General features: G+C 63.3%; 17 protein-coding genes. 14 read left to right on the top strand and 3 right to left on the bottom strand.

What is annotated here, in order from left to right; translation table 11 throughout:
- Nucleotides 1-2 precede the first annotated feature (2 nt).
- The 5 genes from nirK to L867_RS0116790 all read left to right on the top strand — a co-directional run bounded on the left by nirK (nucleotide 3) and on the right by L867_RS0116790 (nucleotide 4248).
- On the top strand, nucleotides 3-1145 hold the full coding sequence (nirK, locus tag L867_RS0116770; RefSeq protein WP_028737952.1) for a copper-containing nitrite reductase: 1143 nt from the start codon (nucleotides 3-5) through the stop codon (nucleotides 1143-1145).
- 86 nt (nucleotides 1146-1231) lie between these two features.
- On the top strand, nucleotides 1232-2128 hold the full coding sequence (locus L867_RS0116775; protein ID WP_028737953.1) for an SUMF1/EgtB/PvdO family nonheme iron enzyme: 897 nt from the start codon (nucleotides 1232-1234) through the stop codon (nucleotides 2126-2128).
- 91 nt (nucleotides 2129-2219) lie between these two features.
- On the top strand, nucleotides 2220-2921 hold the full coding sequence (locus tag L867_RS0116780; RefSeq protein ID WP_028737954.1) for a Crp/Fnr family transcriptional regulator: 702 nt from the start codon (nucleotides 2220-2222) through the stop codon (nucleotides 2919-2921).
- Between the two features lie 128 nt (nucleotides 2922-3049).
- Nucleotides 3050-3493 (top strand): pseudoazurin, encoded by a 444-nt coding sequence (locus tag L867_RS0116785; protein WP_028737955.1) that lies wholly within the window; start codon nucleotides 3050-3052, stop codon nucleotides 3491-3493.
- Nucleotides 3494-3648: 155 nt separating this feature from the next.
- Nucleotides 3649-4248, top strand: coding sequence for a DUF922 domain-containing Zn-dependent protease (locus L867_RS0116790; protein ID WP_028737956.1), 600 nt, complete (start codon nucleotides 3649-3651; stop codon nucleotides 4246-4248).
- 36 nt (nucleotides 4249-4284) lie between these two features.
- Here the strand turns inward: L867_RS0116790 and L867_RS0116795 are convergent, their stop codons facing one another.
- Nucleotides 4285-5904, bottom strand: coding sequence for a thiamine pyrophosphate-dependent enzyme (locus tag L867_RS0116795; RefSeq protein ID WP_028737957.1), 1620 nt, complete (start codon nucleotides 5902-5904; stop codon nucleotides 4285-4287).
- Nucleotides 5905-6329: 425 nt separating this feature from the next.
- On the opposite strand from L867_RS0116795, the gene L867_RS0116800 reads away from it, so the two are divergent.
- The 5 genes from L867_RS0116800 (at nucleotide 6330) to L867_RS0116820 (ending at nucleotide 11581) form a co-directional block, all read left to right on the top strand.
- The gene (locus tag L867_RS0116800) at nucleotides 6330-7019 is read left to right on the top strand and encodes a response regulator (RefSeq protein WP_028737958.1); all 690 of its coding nucleotides are present in this window, start codon (nucleotides 6330-6332) and stop codon (nucleotides 7017-7019) included.
- Between the two features lie 47 nt (nucleotides 7020-7066).
- On the top strand, nucleotides 7067-8236 hold the full coding sequence (locus L867_RS0116805) for an FIST N-terminal domain-containing protein (protein WP_028737959.1): 1170 nt from the start codon (nucleotides 7067-7069) through the stop codon (nucleotides 8234-8236).
- Complete coding sequence (locus L867_RS0116810) at nucleotides 8233-10479, top strand: hybrid sensor histidine kinase/response regulator (protein WP_028737960.1); 2247 nt, start codon at nucleotides 8233-8235, stop codon at nucleotides 10477-10479. Before L867_RS0116805 ends, L867_RS0116810 begins: the two co-directional genes overlap by 4 nt.
- A gap of 74 nt (nucleotides 10480-10553) precedes the next feature.
- Nucleotides 10554-11234 carry a hypothetical protein gene (locus L867_RS0116815; RefSeq protein WP_028737961.1) on the top strand — a complete coding sequence of 227 codons (681 nt, stop codon included), beginning with the start codon at nucleotides 10554-10556 and terminating at the stop codon, nucleotides 11232-11234.
- Entirely contained in the window at nucleotides 11231-11581 is a 351-nt protein-coding gene (locus tag L867_RS0116820; protein WP_028737962.1) for a hypothetical protein, read from the top strand. The genes L867_RS0116815 and L867_RS0116820 overlap by 4 nt, the downstream gene beginning before the upstream one ends.
- Nucleotides 11582-11599: 18 nt before the next feature.
- On the opposite strand, the gene L867_RS0116825 is transcribed toward L867_RS0116820, so the two are convergent.
- Nucleotides 11600-12412 (bottom strand): quinoprotein dehydrogenase-associated SoxYZ-like carrier, encoded by an 813-nt coding sequence (locus tag L867_RS0116825; RefSeq protein ID WP_028737963.1) that lies wholly within the window; start codon nucleotides 12410-12412, stop codon nucleotides 11600-11602.
- 165 nt (nucleotides 12413-12577) lie between these two features.
- Here L867_RS0116825 and L867_RS0116830 point away from each other — a divergent pair, with 165 nt between their 5' ends.
- Entirely contained in the window at nucleotides 12578-13642 is a 1065-nt protein-coding gene (locus L867_RS0116830; protein ID WP_028737964.1) for a quinoprotein relay system zinc metallohydrolase 2, read from the top strand.
- A gap of 9 nt (nucleotides 13643-13651) precedes the next feature.
- Here the strand turns inward: L867_RS0116830 and L867_RS0116835 are convergent, their stop codons facing one another.
- The gene (locus L867_RS0116835; RefSeq protein WP_028737965.1) at nucleotides 13652-14242 is read right to left on the bottom strand and encodes a hypothetical protein; all 591 of its coding nucleotides are present in this window, start codon (nucleotides 14240-14242) and stop codon (nucleotides 13652-13654) included.
- Nucleotides 14243-14411: 169 nt separating this feature from the next.
- On the opposite strand from L867_RS0116835, the gene L867_RS0116840 reads away from it, so the two are divergent.
- From L867_RS0116840 to xoxF5, 3 genes are all read left to right on the top strand, one after another.
- The gene (locus L867_RS0116840) at nucleotides 14412-15539 is read left to right on the top strand and encodes an S-(hydroxymethyl)glutathione dehydrogenase/class III alcohol dehydrogenase (protein WP_028737966.1); all 1128 of its coding nucleotides are present in this window, start codon (nucleotides 14412-14414) and stop codon (nucleotides 15537-15539) included.
- 8 nt (nucleotides 15540-15547) lie between these two features.
- The gene (fghA, locus tag L867_RS0116845; RefSeq protein WP_028737967.1) at nucleotides 15548-16378 is read left to right on the top strand and encodes an S-formylglutathione hydrolase; all 831 of its coding nucleotides are present in this window, start codon (nucleotides 15548-15550) and stop codon (nucleotides 16376-16378) included.
- 275 nt (nucleotides 16379-16653) lie between these two features.
- Nucleotides 16654-18456: a lanthanide-dependent methanol dehydrogenase XoxF5 gene (gene xoxF5 / locus L867_RS0116850; protein ID WP_028737968.1), complete on the top strand. Its 1803-nt coding sequence runs from the start codon at nucleotides 16654-16656 to the stop codon at nucleotides 18454-18456.
- Nucleotides 18457-18477: the final 21 nt, after the last annotated feature.

The following is an 18477-nucleotide window of genomic DNA, read 5'->3' on the forward strand; positions in this document are numbered from 1 at the left end:
CGATGACCGAGAAGTTTCAGGTAACTCGCCGCACGATCCTGGCCGGTGCGGCCTTCGCCGGCGCACTGGCGCCGATCATCAGCACGTCCGAAGCCCGCGCCGAAGGCGGTGAGATCAAGACCAACGCCAAGGCAACCGCGGCCCAGATCGCCGCCCTGCCGCGCCAGAAGATCGAACTGGTGAAGCCGCCCTTCGTCCATGCCCATAGCCAGAAGGCCGAGGGCGGACCGAAGGTCGTCGAGTTCACCATGACGATCGAGGAAAAGAAGATCATCGTCGACGACCAGGGGACCGAGGTTCACGCCATGACCTTCAACGGTTCGGTTCCCGGCCCGCTGATGGTCGTCCATCAGGACGACTATGTCGAGCTGACGCTGATCAATCCCGAGACCAATACGCTGCAGCACAATATCGACTTTCATTCGGCCACCGGTGCCCTTGGCGGCGGCGCGCTGACGGTAGTCAATCCGGGAGAGAAAACGATACTGCGCTTCAAGGCCACCAAGGCCGGCGTCTTCGTCTACCACTGCGCACCTCCCGGCATGGTTCCGTGGCACGTCACTTCGGGCATGAACGGTGCCATCATGGTGCTGCCGCGCGACGGCCTGAAGGACGGCAAGGGCAATGAGCTGGTCTATGACAAGGTCTACTATGTCGGCGAGCAGGACTTCTACGTTCCGAAGGACGAAAAGGGCAACTTCAAGAAGTATGAAACGGCCGGCGATGCCTATCAGGATGTGCTGCAGGTCATGCGCAGCCTCACTCCGAGCCACATCGTCTTCAACGGCGCTGTCGGCGCGTTGACCGGTGAGAATGCCTTGAAGGCCGAAGTCGGCGACCGTGTGCTGGTCATCCATTCGCAGGCCAACCGCGACACCCGTCCGCATCTGATCGGCGGTCACGGCGACTATGTCTGGGCGACCGGCAAGTTCCACAATCCTCCGGAAACCGACCAGGAAACCTGGTTCATCCCCGGCGGTGCGGCAGGGGCCGCCTACTACACCTTCCAGCAGCCGGGCATCTACGCCTATGTCAACCACAACCTGATCGAGGCCTTCGAACTCGGCGCCGCCGGACACTTCACCGTCACCGGCGAGTGGAACGACGACCTGATGACCTCGGTGCTGGCACCGTCGGCCAGCTGATCACCCCCCAATGCCCATGCCCGCGATGTGCGGGCATGGGCTCCCTCTTCATTTGCCCGCCAATCGACTGCCTCCGGGAGGTCGCCATGTCCGCCATCCGTCATGCCCATTTCGTTTCCGGTGCCTCGGTCGCCTTGCCGGCGCTTCTGATGATGGCTGTCGCCGGCGGTCTTGGCCTCCAGACCGGCCTGTTCAGGGCGGCGCCAGCCGATATTCCCCTGCCGGTAACGATCCGGATCGAGCCGCACGATTTCACCTACCGGCCCGCCGGTGAGTTCTACAAGAACGACTTCGCGGTCGATGCGCCGAAGGTCGAGGTGCGCCGCACGCGGCCGCTCGACATCACAAAGTATCAGGTGACCACGGCCGAATACGATGCCTGCGTCGCCCAAGGCGCGTGCCCGGCCCGCGAGGCGACCACACCGTCGTCGTTCGACCTGCCCGCGACGTCGATCAACCATGATGACGCCACGGCCTATGCCCGCTGGCTGAGCACACGCACCGACGCGGTCTGGACCTTGCCGAGCGATGAGGATCTCGCCTTCGCCGCCGGTTCGAAGTTTCCGGATGACGCCCTCGGTGTCGATCCAGACAGCAAGAACCCGGCCCTCCGATGGCTGGCCGACTACCAGCGCGAGGCGTCGCGTAAAGCCTCGCGCGATCCGGCGCCGCAGCCGCTCGGCCACTTCGGCGAAAGTGAGTACGGCCTGGCCGATTTCGCCGGCAATGTCTGGGAGTGGACGTCGACCTGCAATCGCAAGGTCACGCTGGGCGAGGGCGCAAAGGCCGCCTATGCCAGCGAAAGCTGCGGGATCTACATCGCGTCGGGCAAGCACCGTTCGCCACTGAGCGCCTTCATTCGCGATCCGAAGAGCGGCGGCTGTTCGGTCGGCACACCGCCCGACAATGTCGGTTTTCGCCTGGTCCGTGACGATAGCTGGTATGCAAGGCTCGTTTTTGCCTTTCGTCAGGCGGCATCCTAGTCTAGAACCCAGATTGCCTGTAGCTCATGGGCGGCTTCGTTCGGCCCCCGGCACAGTCTGACGCGGGTGATCGCAGAAAGGATCAGCGACGGTGAAGATCGATCGGACCGTCGTCAAGGCTCTTCCGCTGTTCGACCGGATGAGCGACGAGGAGCTCGACAAGCTGCTCGGACACGCGACCTCGCGACGGGTTCCGCAGGGTGAATACGTTTTCGAACAGGGCCAGCCCGCCGTCAGCTTCTATCTGCTGTTGCACGGCCGCCTGAAGGTGACCCAGGTCACCGAGGATGGCCAGCAGATCATCGTGCGGGTGGTGCATCCGGGCGATCTTTTCGGCTTTGCCAAGGCGCTGCAGCGCAGCGACTATCCGGGAACCGCGATTGCCGCCGCCGAAAGCCTGACGCTTGGCTGGCCGACCGATCTGTGGCCCAGCTTTGTCGAGCGCAATCCTCGGCTTGCCGTCACGGCCATGCAGACGATCGGGCAGAGACTCGAAGAGGCGCACACGCGGATCCGGGAAATGTCCACGCAGGAGGTCGAGCGCCGCGTCGCCCATGCCGTCGTGCGTCTGGCACGAAAGGCCGGCCGCAAGGAAGAGGGCGGCATCCGTATCGACTTCCCCATTTCCCGCCAGGACATCGCCGAAATGACCGGCACCACGCTGCACACGGTTTCTCGCATCCTCAGCGCCTGGGAGGGCCTGGGGCTCGTCGAAGGCGGTCGGCAAAAATTGCTGGTGAGGAACATTGCCGGCCTGTTGGAGCTTGCCGAAGGGGGCAAGGATCACTCCTGAAGCCGCAAGACCGAAGGGGTCCGAAATTGCGCTTTGTTAGTTGCGCAAGCACAAAGAAGAGCACATGCGAAAGGCGTATCTCCTGTCCCAACGGATCCGAAGGGTCCTGATTTCAAGGAGATAAGAGAATGTCCATGATGTTGAAGCGCCTTGTTGCCGCCGCTGCCGTGCTTGCCGCCTTTGCCGGTTCCGCCGCCGCTGCCGATTTTGAAGTCCACATGCTGAACAAGGGCAAGGACGGCGCCATGGTCTTCGAACCCGCCGGCGTGAAGATTGCCGCCGGCGATACCGTCACCTTCGTCCCGACAGACAAGGGCCACAATGCCGAGATCATCAAGGGCATGCTTCCGGCCGGCGCCACCGAGTTCAAGGGCAAGATGAACGAGAAGATCACCGTGACCTTCGATGTGCCCGGTGCCTATGGCGTCAAGTGCGCACCGCATGTCGGCATGGGCATGGTCGGCCTCGTCGTTGTCGGCGACGCTCCTGCCAATCTCGATGCCTACAAGGACGTGAAGGTGCCGAAGAAGGCCCAGGAACGTTTCGCGGCTGCGCTTGCATCCATCCAGTAATCCTCGCGTCTCAAGTGATGAGAGGCCCGCGCCGGTATCGATCGGCGCGGGCCTTTTCGTTCCTGTTCCTGTAAATCGCGGTACGGCAAGCTGGCCGATTGCGCCAACGAGGCTTCGAAACTAGTTTCGACGGAAAACGGGAACAGGATCATCGCGTGAAAGCAGGCATTGCACTCAGTCTCATCTTGGCCGGCCTTGCGGCAAAGTCGCCTGCTGCGGCGGCCGAATGGCAACCTGTCGAAAAGGTGCAGACCTATTCGGTTCCCGGCGCCAGCGGGGCGGAGCTCTACGCCTCGATCGGTGCGCGGGGACCCAAGCTCAGTATCGGTACGCGGGCGATCGCCCAGACCAGTTTTGCATTGACCTGGAGCCGGAAATACGAGACGCGCGGCGATGCCTGTGTGCTGGCAACGGCGAAACCCAAGCTCATCATCACCTATGTGCTGCCGAAACCGGCCAATGCCCTGCCGGCTCCGGTCAAGGCGAAATGGGAGAGTTTCATCAGCGGCGTGCGCGATCACGAGCGGGTGCACGGCGACTATATCGTCGAGATGGTGAAACAGATCGAGGCGGCGACCGTCGGGCTCACCGTGCCCGCCGATCCCAACTGCCGCAAGATCAGGGAAGAGATGACCAAGCGTCTCGGCGCCCTGTCGCAGGAACAGCGGCAGCGCAGCCGCGACTTCGACCGCGTCGAGCTCAGCCCGGGCGGCAATGTGCATACGCTCATCCTGCAGCTGGTGAACGGCGGATAGCCGTCGCCCCCGCCCTCCTCCGGAGTGGTGCCGCGTTCACCCGTGCGGGGCAGGGTGGAGGAAGGTCCACGGACTGGTTTCCGAGCCGGTTTCCACCGGAACCTCGATCAGGGCCGGGCGACCCGAAGCAAGCGCCTGTTTCACCGCCTCTTCGAGCGCCGCCGGGCTGTCTGCGCGCTCCGACGCCACGCCGAAGCTCTTTCCCAGCGCGACGAAATCGGGATTGGTGAGGTCCGAGCCGATCAGCCGCCCCTCATAGACGGTCGCCTGGTCGCGGCGGACATTACCGAAGGCATTGTTGTTGAACACGATCGCGACGACGGCGATATTGTGCTGCACGGCGGTGGCCAGCTCCTGAACGCCGAACATGAAGCCGCCATCGCCCGACACCGATACGACAGCCTTGTCGGGATTGGCGACCTTGACCCCGAGCGCCGTGTTGAAGCCAAAGCCGAGATTGTCCTGATATCCGCAGGTGACGTACTGGCGCGGAGCATAGACCGGAAAGCCGAAGCGGGCGGTAAAGCCCATCTGGCTGACCTCCTCGACGAAGAAGCCGCCGCGTGGCAATGCCCGGCGGATCGCGTCGAGATAGGCCATCTGGGGCTGCACTGCCTGCATCCGAGCGCGGGCCTCGGCGCGGCGGGCGGAGAACTCCCCGCTGCGGTCCGGCGGAGCAAGGCCCGCGAGGGCGGCGGTCAGGGCGCGGGTTGCCTCCGCCGCGTCGGCGACGACACCGACATCGGGCTTCAGCCGCACCATTTCGGTTGGATCGATGTCGATGCGGATTGTCTTCAGTCCTGCCGGTTTCCAACGCCAGCGCATGAACTGCAGTTCCAGCCGCGAGCCGATTCCGATCAGAAGATCGCATTCCTTCCACCAGTCATAGCCGGCGATCAGGTCGAAGGCGCAGGGTTCGTCGTCGGATACGACGCCTTTGCCCGAGCGGTGCGACACGACCGGGGCTCCGATTGCCCTCGCCAACGCCAGGACTTCCGCTCCCGCATCGACCGCGCCGCCGCCGACCATGATCATCGGCCGCTTTGCCTGGCCCACCAGAGCCGCGGCCTCGGCAATGCGGGCGGGGTCAGGTATCGGGGCCGGGGCCGGCTTGGGCACGACGGGTGTTGCGGGACCGGTCTGGCCGAAGACGTCCCAGGGGACCTCCACCGCCACGGGCCGCCGCCTGCCGCCCATCATCTTTTCATAGGCTTCGGCCATGACCCCCGACGCCTCGGTGACGTGGTCGATGCGACCGGACCACTTGGTCAGGCCGCGCAGGAGTGCCAGTTGATCCGGAAGTTCGTGGAGCTGGCCGCGTCCCTGGCCGATCAGGTGGGACATGATGTTGCCGGTGATGCACATCACCGGCGCGTTCGCCCCGTAGGCGGTGCACAGCGCGGCACCCGCGTTAAGCACGCCAGGCCCTGGGACGACCGTGAAGACGCCCGGGCGGCCGGTCGATTTGGCATAGCCATAGGCCATGTATCCGGCAGCCTGTTCGTGGCGGGTGTGGATCATGCGGATCTGGTTGCGCGCCTTATACAGTGCGTCGGAAAAGTCGTAGGTGTGGGCTCCCGGTATGCCGAAGACGGTGTCGACCCCTTGCGCGATCAACGCATCGACCATGACCCGGGCGGTGTTCTTCGTCTCCATGGTTTAATCCCTCGTAAGAAAGTGTCCGATGCCGATTGTTAACGCGTTAAATTGATTTGCCTGTCGAATGACTACTAGCGCAGCCGTACGACCCTGGCAAACGACATGGTGCGGTGCGAAGCCGGGCACGCTTGAGCCACAATCTTCTTTCTTATGTAAAGAATCGCTAACGTATGTTCTGTGGTAAGCCTGTTAATATCCTTTTATTTACAAATACTTGATGGTCAACTGGTTGTCGTTTTATGCCGTCTGTCCAGCTGGAAACTCGGCAATTGCGCTACCCTCGAATCTGTGCAACAAATTACGTGTGGTTGCGTTTGGGAGAGCCCAGCCACGCTTGAGAGCGGGAATATTTTCCGTGGCATACGGGGCGGTTGGAGGCCGCTCCGCTGATGGCGATCAGGAAATATTTTGGGAGGAAAGCCATGTCGCGGGCAGAATTGTCCGACCACTTGCTTTCGATAAAATCGGCGTTGGTGATCGATGATCATCCGCTTTATTGCGATGCTCTCGCGACGACAATGGAGAGCATTTTCAATACCCGACGGATTCGAACGGCAACTTCACTGGGCGAGGCGCTGCAGCAGTTGCGGATGCGCTTCTCGCCCGATCTGATCATCCTCGACCTCAATCTGCCGGATGCATCCGGATTGAGCGGATTCATGAAAATCAAGGAGAGGACGCCGGACATTCCGGTCATCGTCATCTCTGCGATCACCACGGAAGGCGTCGTGCAGTCCGTCATGGCCGCCGGCGCTGCGGGCTTCATCCCGAAGGATACCGGCCGGCAGACCTTCCAGGACGCGATGCGCGACATCTGGAACGGCAAGACCTATGTGCCGCCCGGCTACACGCTGCCGACGCGGGCGCAGGCCACGGACCGTTCGGTCGAGACCATATCGCGCAAGATCGCCCATCTGTCGCAACAGCAGACGCGCATTCTCAGTCTGATCTGCGAAGGCATGCCGAACAAGCTCATTGCCTACGAGATGCAATTGGCCGAGGCCACCGTCAAGGCGCATATCACGGCACTGCTGCGCCGGCTCGGCGTGCACAATCGCACCCAGGCGGCGATGCTCGTGCGGGAAGTCTCGATCCGCCATAGCCTGCAGTGACGGAACCGCGAGTGGTGGCGGGCCTTTCACAGGAGGACGGCGGCGCGGTGAAGGCTCTGGAGGATCTCGAACGCAGCCCCGCGAAGGCGGTGCGGATCGCCGTGTCTCATGCCGACGAGCCGGCGGCGGCGCTTGCCGACATTCGCCGCCAGCTTGACCATGCCCGACCGAGCTTCATCCTGCTCTTCGTTCCGAACCGCCTGTCGCCCGAAGGCATCGCTGCGGCATTGCCGGCGACATTGCCGGACGCCGTCGTGTTCGGCTGCACGACGGCGGGACAGATCACCCCGCGCGGCTATGAGGACGACGCATTGGTGGCCCTTGCCTTCGAGCGGGGCCATTTTCGTGTGGCCTCGACGCTCTTCACCCCGATCTCTCCGGTGTCGATCGCCGAGGTGGTGCAGCAAACCGAGCGCCTGGCAGAGCAATTCCGCGCCACGCCCGGTCGCAAGCGTCTGGCCCTGATCTTCGCTGACGGGCTCTCCAAACAGGAGGACATCCTCGTCGCGGCGCTGGAAGCCGGGATGAAGGACATCCCGGTCTTCGGCGGATCGGCCGGCGACGGTCTGCGATTCGAGCGGACCCAGGTGCTGCGCAATGGCGAGTTCCACAGCAATGCCGCGCTGCTTCTGCTGCTGGAGACCGACCTTGCCTTTTGTGGCCTCGGTTTCGACCATTTCCAGCCGACCGAGAGCCGCATGGTCGTCACCAAGGCGGTGCCGGAGGAGCGGCTGGTGCTGGAGATCAACGGATCGCCGGCGGCCGAGGAATACGCCCGTCTCGTGGGGGTGCCGGTCGACGCGCTGTCCCCGACGATCTTTGCGGAGAACCCGGTTCTCGTGCGCAACGGCAATATCTACCACGTGCGGGCGATCCAGCAGATCCATGGCGAGCACGGCCTGACCTTTCTGTCGGCGATCGATGACGGGCTGCTGTTGACGCTCGGTCGGGGCAAGGAGATCATTCGCACGCTCGACAGCGGCCTGACCGTCACCGACAAGCAGGGAGAGGCGCCGGATTTCATCCTCGGTTTCGACTGCTATCTGCGCAAGCTCGAGATCGACAGGAAAGGGCTCGAGGCCGAGGCCTCGGACAGGTTCCGTGAACGCCGCGTCGTCGGCTTCAGCACCTATGGCGAACAGCATCTCGGCGTGCACGTGAACCAGACCTTCGTCGGCGTCGCCTTCTTTCGACCCAGGGGGAGCGCGCCGCTGTGATCGATCCGAGCGACCCGTATGAAATCCAGATCGCCAAGCAGGCGAAGATCATCGAGGCGCTGATCAACCGCGCAGAGCGCGGCCACGAGGTGGGCGGCACCGCCTATTCGCTGTTCCAGTCGGCCATCGCGCTGCAGACGGAGGTCTGGGAGAAGACCAAGGACCTGGAAAAGGCGCTCGACACGCTCGGCCGCGCGTCGAGCGAACTGGAGATCGCCTATCAGGCGCAGGAGCGAATCCAACGAAACCTCGCCGATGCCATGGTGGCGATGGAAGGCGGCTTCGCGCTGTTTTCCGAGGACAGGCTGCAGGTCTGCAACAGCCAGTTCCGCCATCTGCTGCCGGATGTCGAGGAACTGATCAAGCCGGGGCTCGCGTTCGACGACTATCTCGCGGCTGTCAATTCGAGCCGCTACCTGTCGCGCGAGGAGGGAGAAGGCGCCAATGCCAGGAGCGGGGTTACGGCCACGGCGCAAGGACCTGCGGGGCAGCGCTTTTCGTCCTTCGTCATGGCGCTGCGCAATGATCGCTGGTTCCAGATCTCCTATCGCCAGACCAGTTCGGACAACATGGCTGTCCTGCAGACCGAGATCACCGATCTGGTGCGAGAAAACCGGCGCGAGAAAAACCGGCTGATCGACCAGCAGGCGCATCTGCTGCAGGCCGCCTTCGATCACATGTCGCTCGGTGTCTGCACGTTCTCGTCCAGCGGGGAGCTCCTGGTGCGCAACGAACGGTTCGGGGAACTGCTCGGCATACCGCTGCCTTTGCTGAAGAAGGGAACGCGATTCCAGCGGATCATCGAGCATATCGAGCGCCACGAGATCATCGACCGGCGGTCGCAGGGACCGGAAGTCGCCGGCTGGTTCAAGGCGCTCCGGCGCGGAGAGACCGTGCAGCGGCGCTTCCGCCGCCGCGACGGCATGAGCCTCGACATGCGGCTTCATTCGCTTCCGGATGACGGCTTCATCGTCTCGATCATGGACGTTACCGCCGAAACGGAAGCGGCGGCCCTGCTCGAGCGGCGCGTGCAGGAACGTACCGCCGAGCTTACCGAAGCCAACCGCCTGCTGCAGGTCCACGCGAACGAGCAGACGAAGATCGAGGGCGCACTCCGACTGGCCAAGGAAGCGGCCGAGGCGGCGCATGTCTCCAAGACGCGTTTTCTCGCCGCCGCCAGCCATGACCTGCTGCAGCCGATCAATGCGGCGAAGCTCTATCTGTCCACCCTCACCGAAACCGTCGAACAGTCCGAAGCCAAGGAGGTGGTGAGCCGCCTCAACCGATCCTTCAACTCGATCGAAACCTTGCTGCAGGCCCTTCTCGACATCTCGCGCCTCGACAGCTCGGGCGCCGAGTTCAACATCACGTCCTTCAGCCTGGGCAGCATGCTGCAGGGATTGGCGGAAGATCTGGCGCCGCTGGCCGCGGAGAAGGGCATAACACTGACCATCGTGCCGTCGGGCCGATGGGTGACCAGCGACCAGCGCTATCTGATGCGTTGCGTGCAGAATCTGGTGGTCAATGCGATCCAGTACACCGAGCGGGGCCGCGTGCTGGTGGGTTGCCGGGTGGCCGGCAACCGCCTGAGCATCGAGGTCTGGGACACAGGAATCGGTATTTCGGAGAAGGACAAGGCGCGCGTCTTCAAGGAGTTCACCCGCGGAGGCGGCGGCAAGGGCACCGGCATGGGCCTGGGCCTGTCGATCGTCGAGCGTGCGTGCCGGCATCTCGATCACCCTGTCCGGCTCGAATCGCGGCTGGGCCACGGTTCGATGTTTTCGATCGAGGTGCCCCTTGCCGCGCCCGGCTATGTCGGCAGCGGCGAGAGCGCCATGGTCGAGGCGATGCCCGAGGGCAGCCTCGACCTCATCGTGATGATCGTCGAGAACGATGCCGACGAACTCCATGCGATGACGCGCAAGCTGGAAAACTGGGGGGCGAGCGTTCTGGCCGCGGGATCGACGGCGGAAGCCGTGGCGCTGATGCAGGAGATCGGCACGCCACCGGACATCCTGCTCGCGGATTACCAGCTGGACGACGAGGATACGGGAATAGACACGATCCGGACGTTGAGGACCCTGGCGGGCGAGCAGATACCGGCGGTCATCATCTCGGCCAATCGTCAGCGCGAACTGTTCCAGCTTGGCCAGGAAATGTCATTCTCCGTGCTGAACAAGCCGGTGCAACTGGTGCGGTTGAGGGCCCTCATCGACTGGCAGACCCGTGGGCGGGCGGCATAAGCCAATACCGACCAATGTCTGCGGTGACTAGCGCGCCGGCGACACTAGGCTCAACAGAAAAAGGGAGGTTTGCCATGCGCGTCTTTCTGCTTCTTCTGGTTTTTCTCGGCATGACGGCCGCGCCGTTGTCGGCCGCGGAAACCTACGATCTGCTGTTCCGCAAGGGCGCACTCTCAGGCCTTGAGGCTTCGCCGCCACCGCCCGAGGGCGCGAAGGGGACCGACACGCTGGTTTATGAGCGGGTCGTCTCTCCCCTGAAGAAAGGCGAGTCGCCCGACAACGACACGATCGGCCTGCAACTGACCTCGGACGACAATGTCGCACTGATCCTGCATCGCGGGCCACAAATGCGGTTCATCGGCACCTTCCCGGCCTCGGTCGGCAATCCGCTGATCATGTATTTCCTCGAGAGCGCGCTTGCCGACATCGCCAAGCAGTCGGGTGGAAGCCCGTTCTACATGCGCAACCGGGTCAAGGAAGCCTTGCTGAAAGAAGCCGAGATCGTGCCGGTGTCGCTACACTTCGGTAAGCGCGACATTTCCGCGAGCCAGGTGACGATCCGGCCGTTCGCCGAGGACAAGGCGCGCGCCCAGATGGGACGTTTTGCCGAAACGGCGCTTGCCATAACCGTCTCCAAGGACATACCCGGCTGGTATTATTCGTTGCAGGCAACCGTGCCGGAAGGAACGGGCGAAGCCGACATCGGCTATACCGCAGCCATCACCCTGTCGGACGGCGGGGAGGGTAAGCCATGAGGCGGGTTGCGTTCTGCCTCGCGGCGATGCTGTCGGCCGCGCCGGCCGGCGGGCAGGGCGTTTCCGAGCGGTTGAACGACTATCCGACGGAGGCCCGCACCGACTATGTTTTCGGCTGCATGGCGACCAATGGCCAGAACCGCGAGGTTCTGCGCAAATGCGCCTGTTCCATCGACACCATCGCGTCGATCCTGCCCTACGAGAAATATGTCGAGGCTGAAACAGTGCTCGCCCTGCAGCAGGGGAGCGGCGAACAGCTGGCGATGTATAAGACGGCGGTCGTGTCGCAGACCATGGTCGCCGAACTCCGTCGCGCCCAGGCGGAAGCCGAGATGCTCTGCTTCTAAGGATATTGCTTCAGGACTTCATGCGGGTGGCCGCTTCGGCAGAACCCGGTCGAAGGCATTGCCTTCTGTGTCGACGGCATGGACAGTGAAGTCGGGCGAACCATTGTCGATGTAGGTGAAGCGGAAGACCGGATTCTCGCTGATCGAGATCCCGCCTTCGAGCGAGAACAGCAGGTCGTCGCCCTGGCGGACCTCAAGCTCGTTGATGAAATGCGCGCCGATGAAGAGCTGAGTGACCTGATCGCGCTGCAACCCGGAATAATTGGGATGGCGGATCATGATCTGCGCCTCGCGCCGCGAGGTCTGATCGGGGATAGGAAGGTCGAAGAGCTTCAGCCGCATCTCGCCTATGCCGGTCAGCGCCGCCGCCGAGTCCTTGGTGGCCGGCGCGGAGCAACCGCCGGACGCCTTGACGAAGCGCCCCGTCATGTAGCTGCCGTTCGGGGTGTCGGCGATGACGCGGATATTGGAATACTGGTTGACCCGGACGCGCGTCTCGAACTTCAGCGGCATCATGGCCGCACCGAAACGGATTTCTGCGGCCACGGGGGCCGGGTTCTCGTCGATCACCAGCTTGATGGCATTGATCGGGCCGGCGGTCGGATCGGTCTGCTCGATCGTCACCGGTACGGTCGCCGCGTCGTCGGCGCGATAGGGCGCGACGAGGGCCAGCAGCGGCGCCGCATCGCGCAGAACCGCATCGCCGGCAATGGCGTCCTTGATCGTGTTCCATGTCGGTCCATCGACCAGTGGATTGTCGGGCAAAGGCTCCTCTGCGCCGGCGAGGCCAGCGGCGAGCAAGAAGGACAATCCTGCCAGTACCTGTCTCATGACGGTAAGTCCCCGCTTCAAGGACCAGACGCGGCGTGGAGCCGTGTGGAAATGCATCATACTCCAGCCCGCCGGTGCGCAGAACCGAGCCTTTCGGATGTGTTGCGGGGGGACCGACCCGGTCCCAGGCTGGTCGCGACCAGATATTCGAGGCGGAGGTGAGGTGTGTTTGAGGCATTCGTGACCATCTGCCTGCTTGCATCCGCCGATCCGCAAGGGGCGGCCGTTTCGCAACAGGCTTGCCGCACCGCGCTTGTGCCGGGCCACGCCGCACCGAGCCAGGCGGATTGCGAGACGCACGTGCGTGCCAGTCCGCCGGCATGGCTGGCAAAGGGCGGTGCGGACAAGCCATTCTGCGCGATGAGACCGAGATCGCGTCTCACCTTTTCCGAGGCGATGCCCGGTCTGTTCCTCCATCGCGGCGCGATCGCCGAGCCGGACGCGTCGAATGTCGGCGATGTCGCCAACATCGCCTTCATCGTCGGAGCGGACAGCATCGCGGTCATCGATTCCGGCGGGTCACGTCAGGTTGGTGAACAGGTCTATCTCGCCATTCGCGAACACAGCGACCTGCCGATCTCGCACCTGATCCTGACCCATATGCATCCGGATCACGTGTTCGGCGCCGAGGCGTTGCGCGAGGCAGGCGCCGTGGTTGTCGGGCAGCAGAACCTGCCGCGGGCGCTGGCCGATCGGGCCGGCAGCTACGAGACCAGCTTCGGCCGGCTGATCGGGGCGCAGGCGTTTCTCGGCAGCCGGATCATTGCCCCGGATCGCAATGCGGCACCTTTGGAGACCATCGACCTTGGCGGGCGCGTTCTCGAGCTTCGCTCCTGGCCGACGGCGCACACAGCGACTGACCTGACGGTGCTCGACCGCACGTCTCGGGTGCTCATTGCCGGTGATCTGCTGTTCGACGAATATGCCCCGGCACTCGACGGTTCGCTGAAGGGTTGGCGGGCGGTGCTCGGTGACATGATGCTGATGCCGGCGGACAAGGTTGTTCCCGGCCACGGAGGCCCCATTCTGGCCTGGCCGCAAGCGGCGGCGCCTCAATCGCGCTATCTCGGCGTGCTGGAGGCGGATACGCGCGCCGCGCTGGAGTCGGGACTGACGCTCAGCGCGGCGATCAGGACGATCGGCCGCAGCGAGGCGGGTCACTGGCAGTTGTTCGACCTGCACAATCCGCGCAACGCCACCGTCGCCTATACCGAGCTCGAATGGGAATAGCGGCTAATCTTACTTCGGCAGATGCTTGAGTAGGACCTGCGCGATCGCGTAGGCGCGCTTCTCGATCAACACCGGCGTCTCGCAGACATAGGTGAGCGCCCGCGAGCGGTCGAGATAGATGCGCTCGTTCCAGTCCATTTCTTCCTCGAGCTTGTCGATCCGGTCGAAATCCGGCGCTTTCTCCGCACTGAGCTTGGCCATCTCTATGCGATCGGCGTCGATCTTGGCCGAGAGGGCGATCTGGCTTTGCGAATAGCGGGCAATGCCTGACATCAGGCGCTTGCGGTTTTCCGACAGCCTGTCGAAAACACTCAGGAAGACAGCACCGAGCGCCTGTTCGTCGGACGGATGCTTGGCGACGAAATCGCGCACCTGGGTTTCAGCCTCCTCCAGGCTGACGCGGCGCAGCGCCAGCACGGCGGCGAGTTCTTCGGCTTCGGGTGGCAGGTCCCTCTTCGTGACGGGATGCGGCCACATCAGTCCCGCCGAGAGGTTCTCCACCTTGCGCTGGATGCAGGGCCAGTCGGGGTCGGAAAAGTCCGCGGCGACACCCTGCCCCGGAACGAGCGCCAACAGAAGCACCAGGTTCACGGCTTTCATCATGAAGTCCCTCCTCGACCTTGTGTCACTATAGGCAAACGAAGGGAGATGCCAAAGGTGCTGATTTACACACTAAGGTCGCAATTGTCAGTGCGCTTGGCTGGTCTGTACTCTCACCCCAAGGTCGCAAAAGGCCGGCATTCATAACGCAGATACCGGGAGGCATTCCATGCGCACACGCGCTGCTCTGGCTGTTCAGGCCGGAAAACCCCTTGTCGTCACTGAAGTCGAGCTCGAAGGCCCGCGGGCCGGCGAGGTGCTGATCGAGGTCAAGGCGACTGGCATCTGCCATACCGACGACTTCACCCTCTCGGGTGCCGATCCGGAAGGCCTGTTTCCGGCCATTCTCGGCCATGAAGGTGCCGGCATCGTCGTCGATGTCGGGCCGGGCGTCACCTCGGTGAAGAAGGGCGACCATGTCATTCCGCTCTACACGCCCGAATGCCGCGAGTGCTATTCCTGCCTCAGCCGCAAGACGAACCTGTGCACCGCCATCCGCTCCACCCAGGGCCAGGGCCTGATGCCGGACGGAACCTCGCGGTTTTCGATCGGCAAGGACAAGATCCACCACTATATGGGCTGCTCGACCTTTTCCAACTTCACCGTGCTGCCGGAGATTGCGGTGGCCAAGGTCAACCCGGACGCCCCCTTCGACAAGATCTGCTATATCGGCTGCGGCGTGACGACCGGAATCGGCGCCGTGATCAACACCGCCAAGGTGGAGATCGGCGCAACGGCCATCGTCTTCGGGCTCGGCGGCATCGGGCTGAACGTGCTGCAGGGCCTGCGCCTGGCCGGCGCCGACATGATCATCGGCGTCGACATCAACAATGACCGCAAGGCCTGGGGCGAAAAGTTCGGCATGACGCATTTCGTCAATCCGAAGGAAGTCGGCGACGACATCGTGCCCTATCTGGTCAACCTGACCAAGCGCAATGGCGACCTGATCGGCGGGGCGGACTACACCTTCGACTGCACCGGCAATACCAAGGTCATGCGCCAGGCGCTGGAGGCCTCGCATCGCGGCTGGGGCAAGTCGATCATCATCGGGGTGGCCGGCGCCGGCCAGGAGATCTCGACGCGGCCGTTCCAGCTGGTCACCGGCCGCAACTGGATGGGCACCGCGTTCGGCGGCGCGCGCGGCCGCACCGACGTGCCGAAGATCGTCGACTGGTACATGCAGGGCAAGATCCTCATCGACCCGATGATCACCCACACCATGCCGCTCGACGACATCAACAAGGGTTTCGACATGATGCACAAGGGCGAAAGCATCCGCGGCGTGGTGATCTATTGAGCGGGACCATGGAACTCCTATCGCAAAACCGGTGCTTCGGCGGCACACAGTCGGTCTACCGGCACCGCTCCGAGGTTTGCGGGGGCGAGATGACCTTTGGCCTCTTCCTGCCGCCGCAGGCCGGGAACCGGCCGGTGCCGTTGCTCTGGTACCTGTCCGGGCTGACCTGCACGCATGAGAATGCCATGACCAAGGCGGGGCTGCAGCGCCACGCGGCGGAACATGGCTTGGCGCTGGTCTTTCCGGACACCTCGCCGCGGGGCGAGGGCGTGGCCGACGATCAGGCCTATGACCTCGGTCAAGGCGCGGGCTTCTACGTCAATGCCACGCAGAAGCCGTGGTCCCGGCATTTTCGCATGTACGACTACATTGTTTCGGAACTGCCCGAATTGCTCATGGCGGAGCAGCCGCTCAACGGGGTGCACGGTATCACCGGCCATTCGATGGGGGGGCACGGCGCCCTGACGATCGCCTTTCGGAACCCGGCGCAGTTTCGTTCGGTGTCCGCCTTTGCTCCGATCGTCAATCCGACCCGATCGGATTGGGGGCGCAAGCAGTTCTCCGCCTATCTCGGCGACGACGAGGCGCACTGGGTGGAGTACGACGCCTGCCTGCTGCTCGCCGAACGGGGCTGGGCCGGCGAGATCCTGATCGACCAGGGCGCGACGGACCAGTTCCTCGAACAGCTGCGTCCGGAGGCCATGGCCAGCCTGATCGCAGAGCGGCGCCAGCCGGGCGTCCTGCGCATGCAGGCGGGTTATGATCACAGCTACTATTTTGTTGCGAGTTTCGGCGAGGACCACGTGCGCTGGCACGCCGAGCGGCTCAACGCCGCGTGACAAGACTGCGCATGGCACCGGCATCAACCGGTGCCGATGTGTCGCACCAGAAGGCGACAGGTGGGTTCGCGGCTTCATAGTGTAAGTCGCCGCGCACCTTTAACGACAGGAGGGACGAGACCAGCAGGATGATGAGATCGAAGCCTCGGACATCCGAGGTGCAAGGTCTCGGGGGATTTTCGCAAAGCCGATGCCGGGAAGGAGGAGACCGCGAGGTTTTCCCGGGGCGAAGAGGGTGGATGACCCTGATCGGCATCACTCAACGGGAGGATACAATGAAACGACTTCTCACATTGCTTGCCGTGTTGACCATAGGCGGCTCACAGGTCGCCTTCGCCAATCCGGAATTGCAGAAAATCATCGATGACCCCAACCAATGGGCCATCCAGACGGGCGACTACGCCAACCAGCGTTATTCCAAGCTCGACCAGATCAACAAGGACAATGTCGGCAAGATGCAGGTCGCATGGACCTTCTCGACCGGCGTCCTGCGTGGTCACGAAGGCTCGCCGCTGGTCATCGGCGACATGATGTATGTCCATGCGCCGTTCCCGAACACCGTGTTCGCGCTCGATCTCAGCAAGGAAGGCCAGATCGTCTGGAAGTACGAGCCGAAGCAGGACGCGGACGTCATTCCGGTCATGTGCTGTGACACCGTCAACCGCGGTGTAGCCTACGCCGACGGCAAGATCTTCCTGCACCAGGCCGATACCACGGTCGTCGCGCTCGACGCGAAGACCGGCAAAGTGGTCTGGAGCGTCAAGAACGGCGATCCGAAGAAGGGCGAAACCAACACGGCGACCGTTCTGCCGGTCAAGGACAAGCTCATCGTCGGCATTTCGGGCGGCGAATTCGGCGTGCGTGGTTCGGTCACGGCCTATTCCATCGCCGATGGCAAGCTTCTGTGGCGCGGCTATTCGATGGGTCCCGACAGCGACACGCTGATCGATCCCGAGAAGACCACCCACCTCGGCAAGCCGGTCGGTGCCGATTCCGGCCTGAACACCTGGGAAGGCGATCAGTGGAAGATCGGCGGCGGCACGACCTGGGGCTGGTATTCCTATGATGCGGAAGAGAACCTGATCTACTACGGTTCCGGCAACCCTTCGACCTGGAATCCGTCACAGCGCCCGGGCGACAACCGTTGGTCGATGACCATCTTCGCTCGTGACGCCGATACCGGCGTGGCCAAATGGGTCTACCAGATGACCCCGCACGACGAATGGGACTATGACGGCATCAACGAGATGATCCTGACCGAACAGGAGATCGACGGCAAGGCACGCAAACTGCTGACCCACTTCGACCGTAACGGCTTCGGCTATACGCTGGACCGCGTTTCGGGCGACCTGCTGGTGGCCGAGAAGTACGACCCCGCCGTAAACTGGGCGACCGAAGTCGTGATGGATCCGAAGTCCGACCAGTATGGTCGTCCGCAGGTCGTCGCGCAGTATTCGACCGAACAGAACGGCGAAGACGTGAACTCGACCGGTGTCTGCCCGGCCGCACTCGGCACCAAGGACCAGCAGCCTGCGGCCTATTCGCCGAAGACCCAGCTGTTCTATGTTCCGACCAACCACGTCTGCATGGACTACGAGCCTTTCCGTGTCAGCTACACCGCCGGCCAGCCCTATGTCGGGGCAACGCTGTCGATGTATCCGGCTCCGGGCAGCCATGGCGGCATGGGCAACTTCATTGCCTGGGACGGCAAGGAAGGCAAGATCAAGTGGTCTCTGCCTGAGAAGTTCTCCGTCTGGTCCGGCGCGCTCGCAACGGCTGGTGATGTCGTGTTCTACGGCACGCTCGAAGGCTACCTGAAGGCCGTCGATTCCGAGACTGGCAAGGAGCTCTATCGCTTCAAGACCCCGTCCGGCATTATCGGCAACGTCATGACCTATACCCATGGCGACAAGCAGTATGTGGCCGTGCTCTCGGGTGTCGGTGGCTGGGCTGGTATCGGTCTTGCAGCCGGCCTGACCAACCCGAACGAAGGTCTCGGCGCCGTGGGCGGCTATGCAGCCCTCAGCGACTACACCGCGCTCGGCGGCACGCTCACCGTGTTCTCGCTGCCGAACTAACGGCAGCCCAACGCCAATGAA

Source organism: Paenirhizobium selenitireducens ATCC BAA-1503 (genome assembly GCF_000518785.1).
Taxonomy (GTDB): domain Bacteria; phylum Pseudomonadota; class Alphaproteobacteria; order Rhizobiales; family Rhizobiaceae; genus Allorhizobium; species Allorhizobium selenitireducens.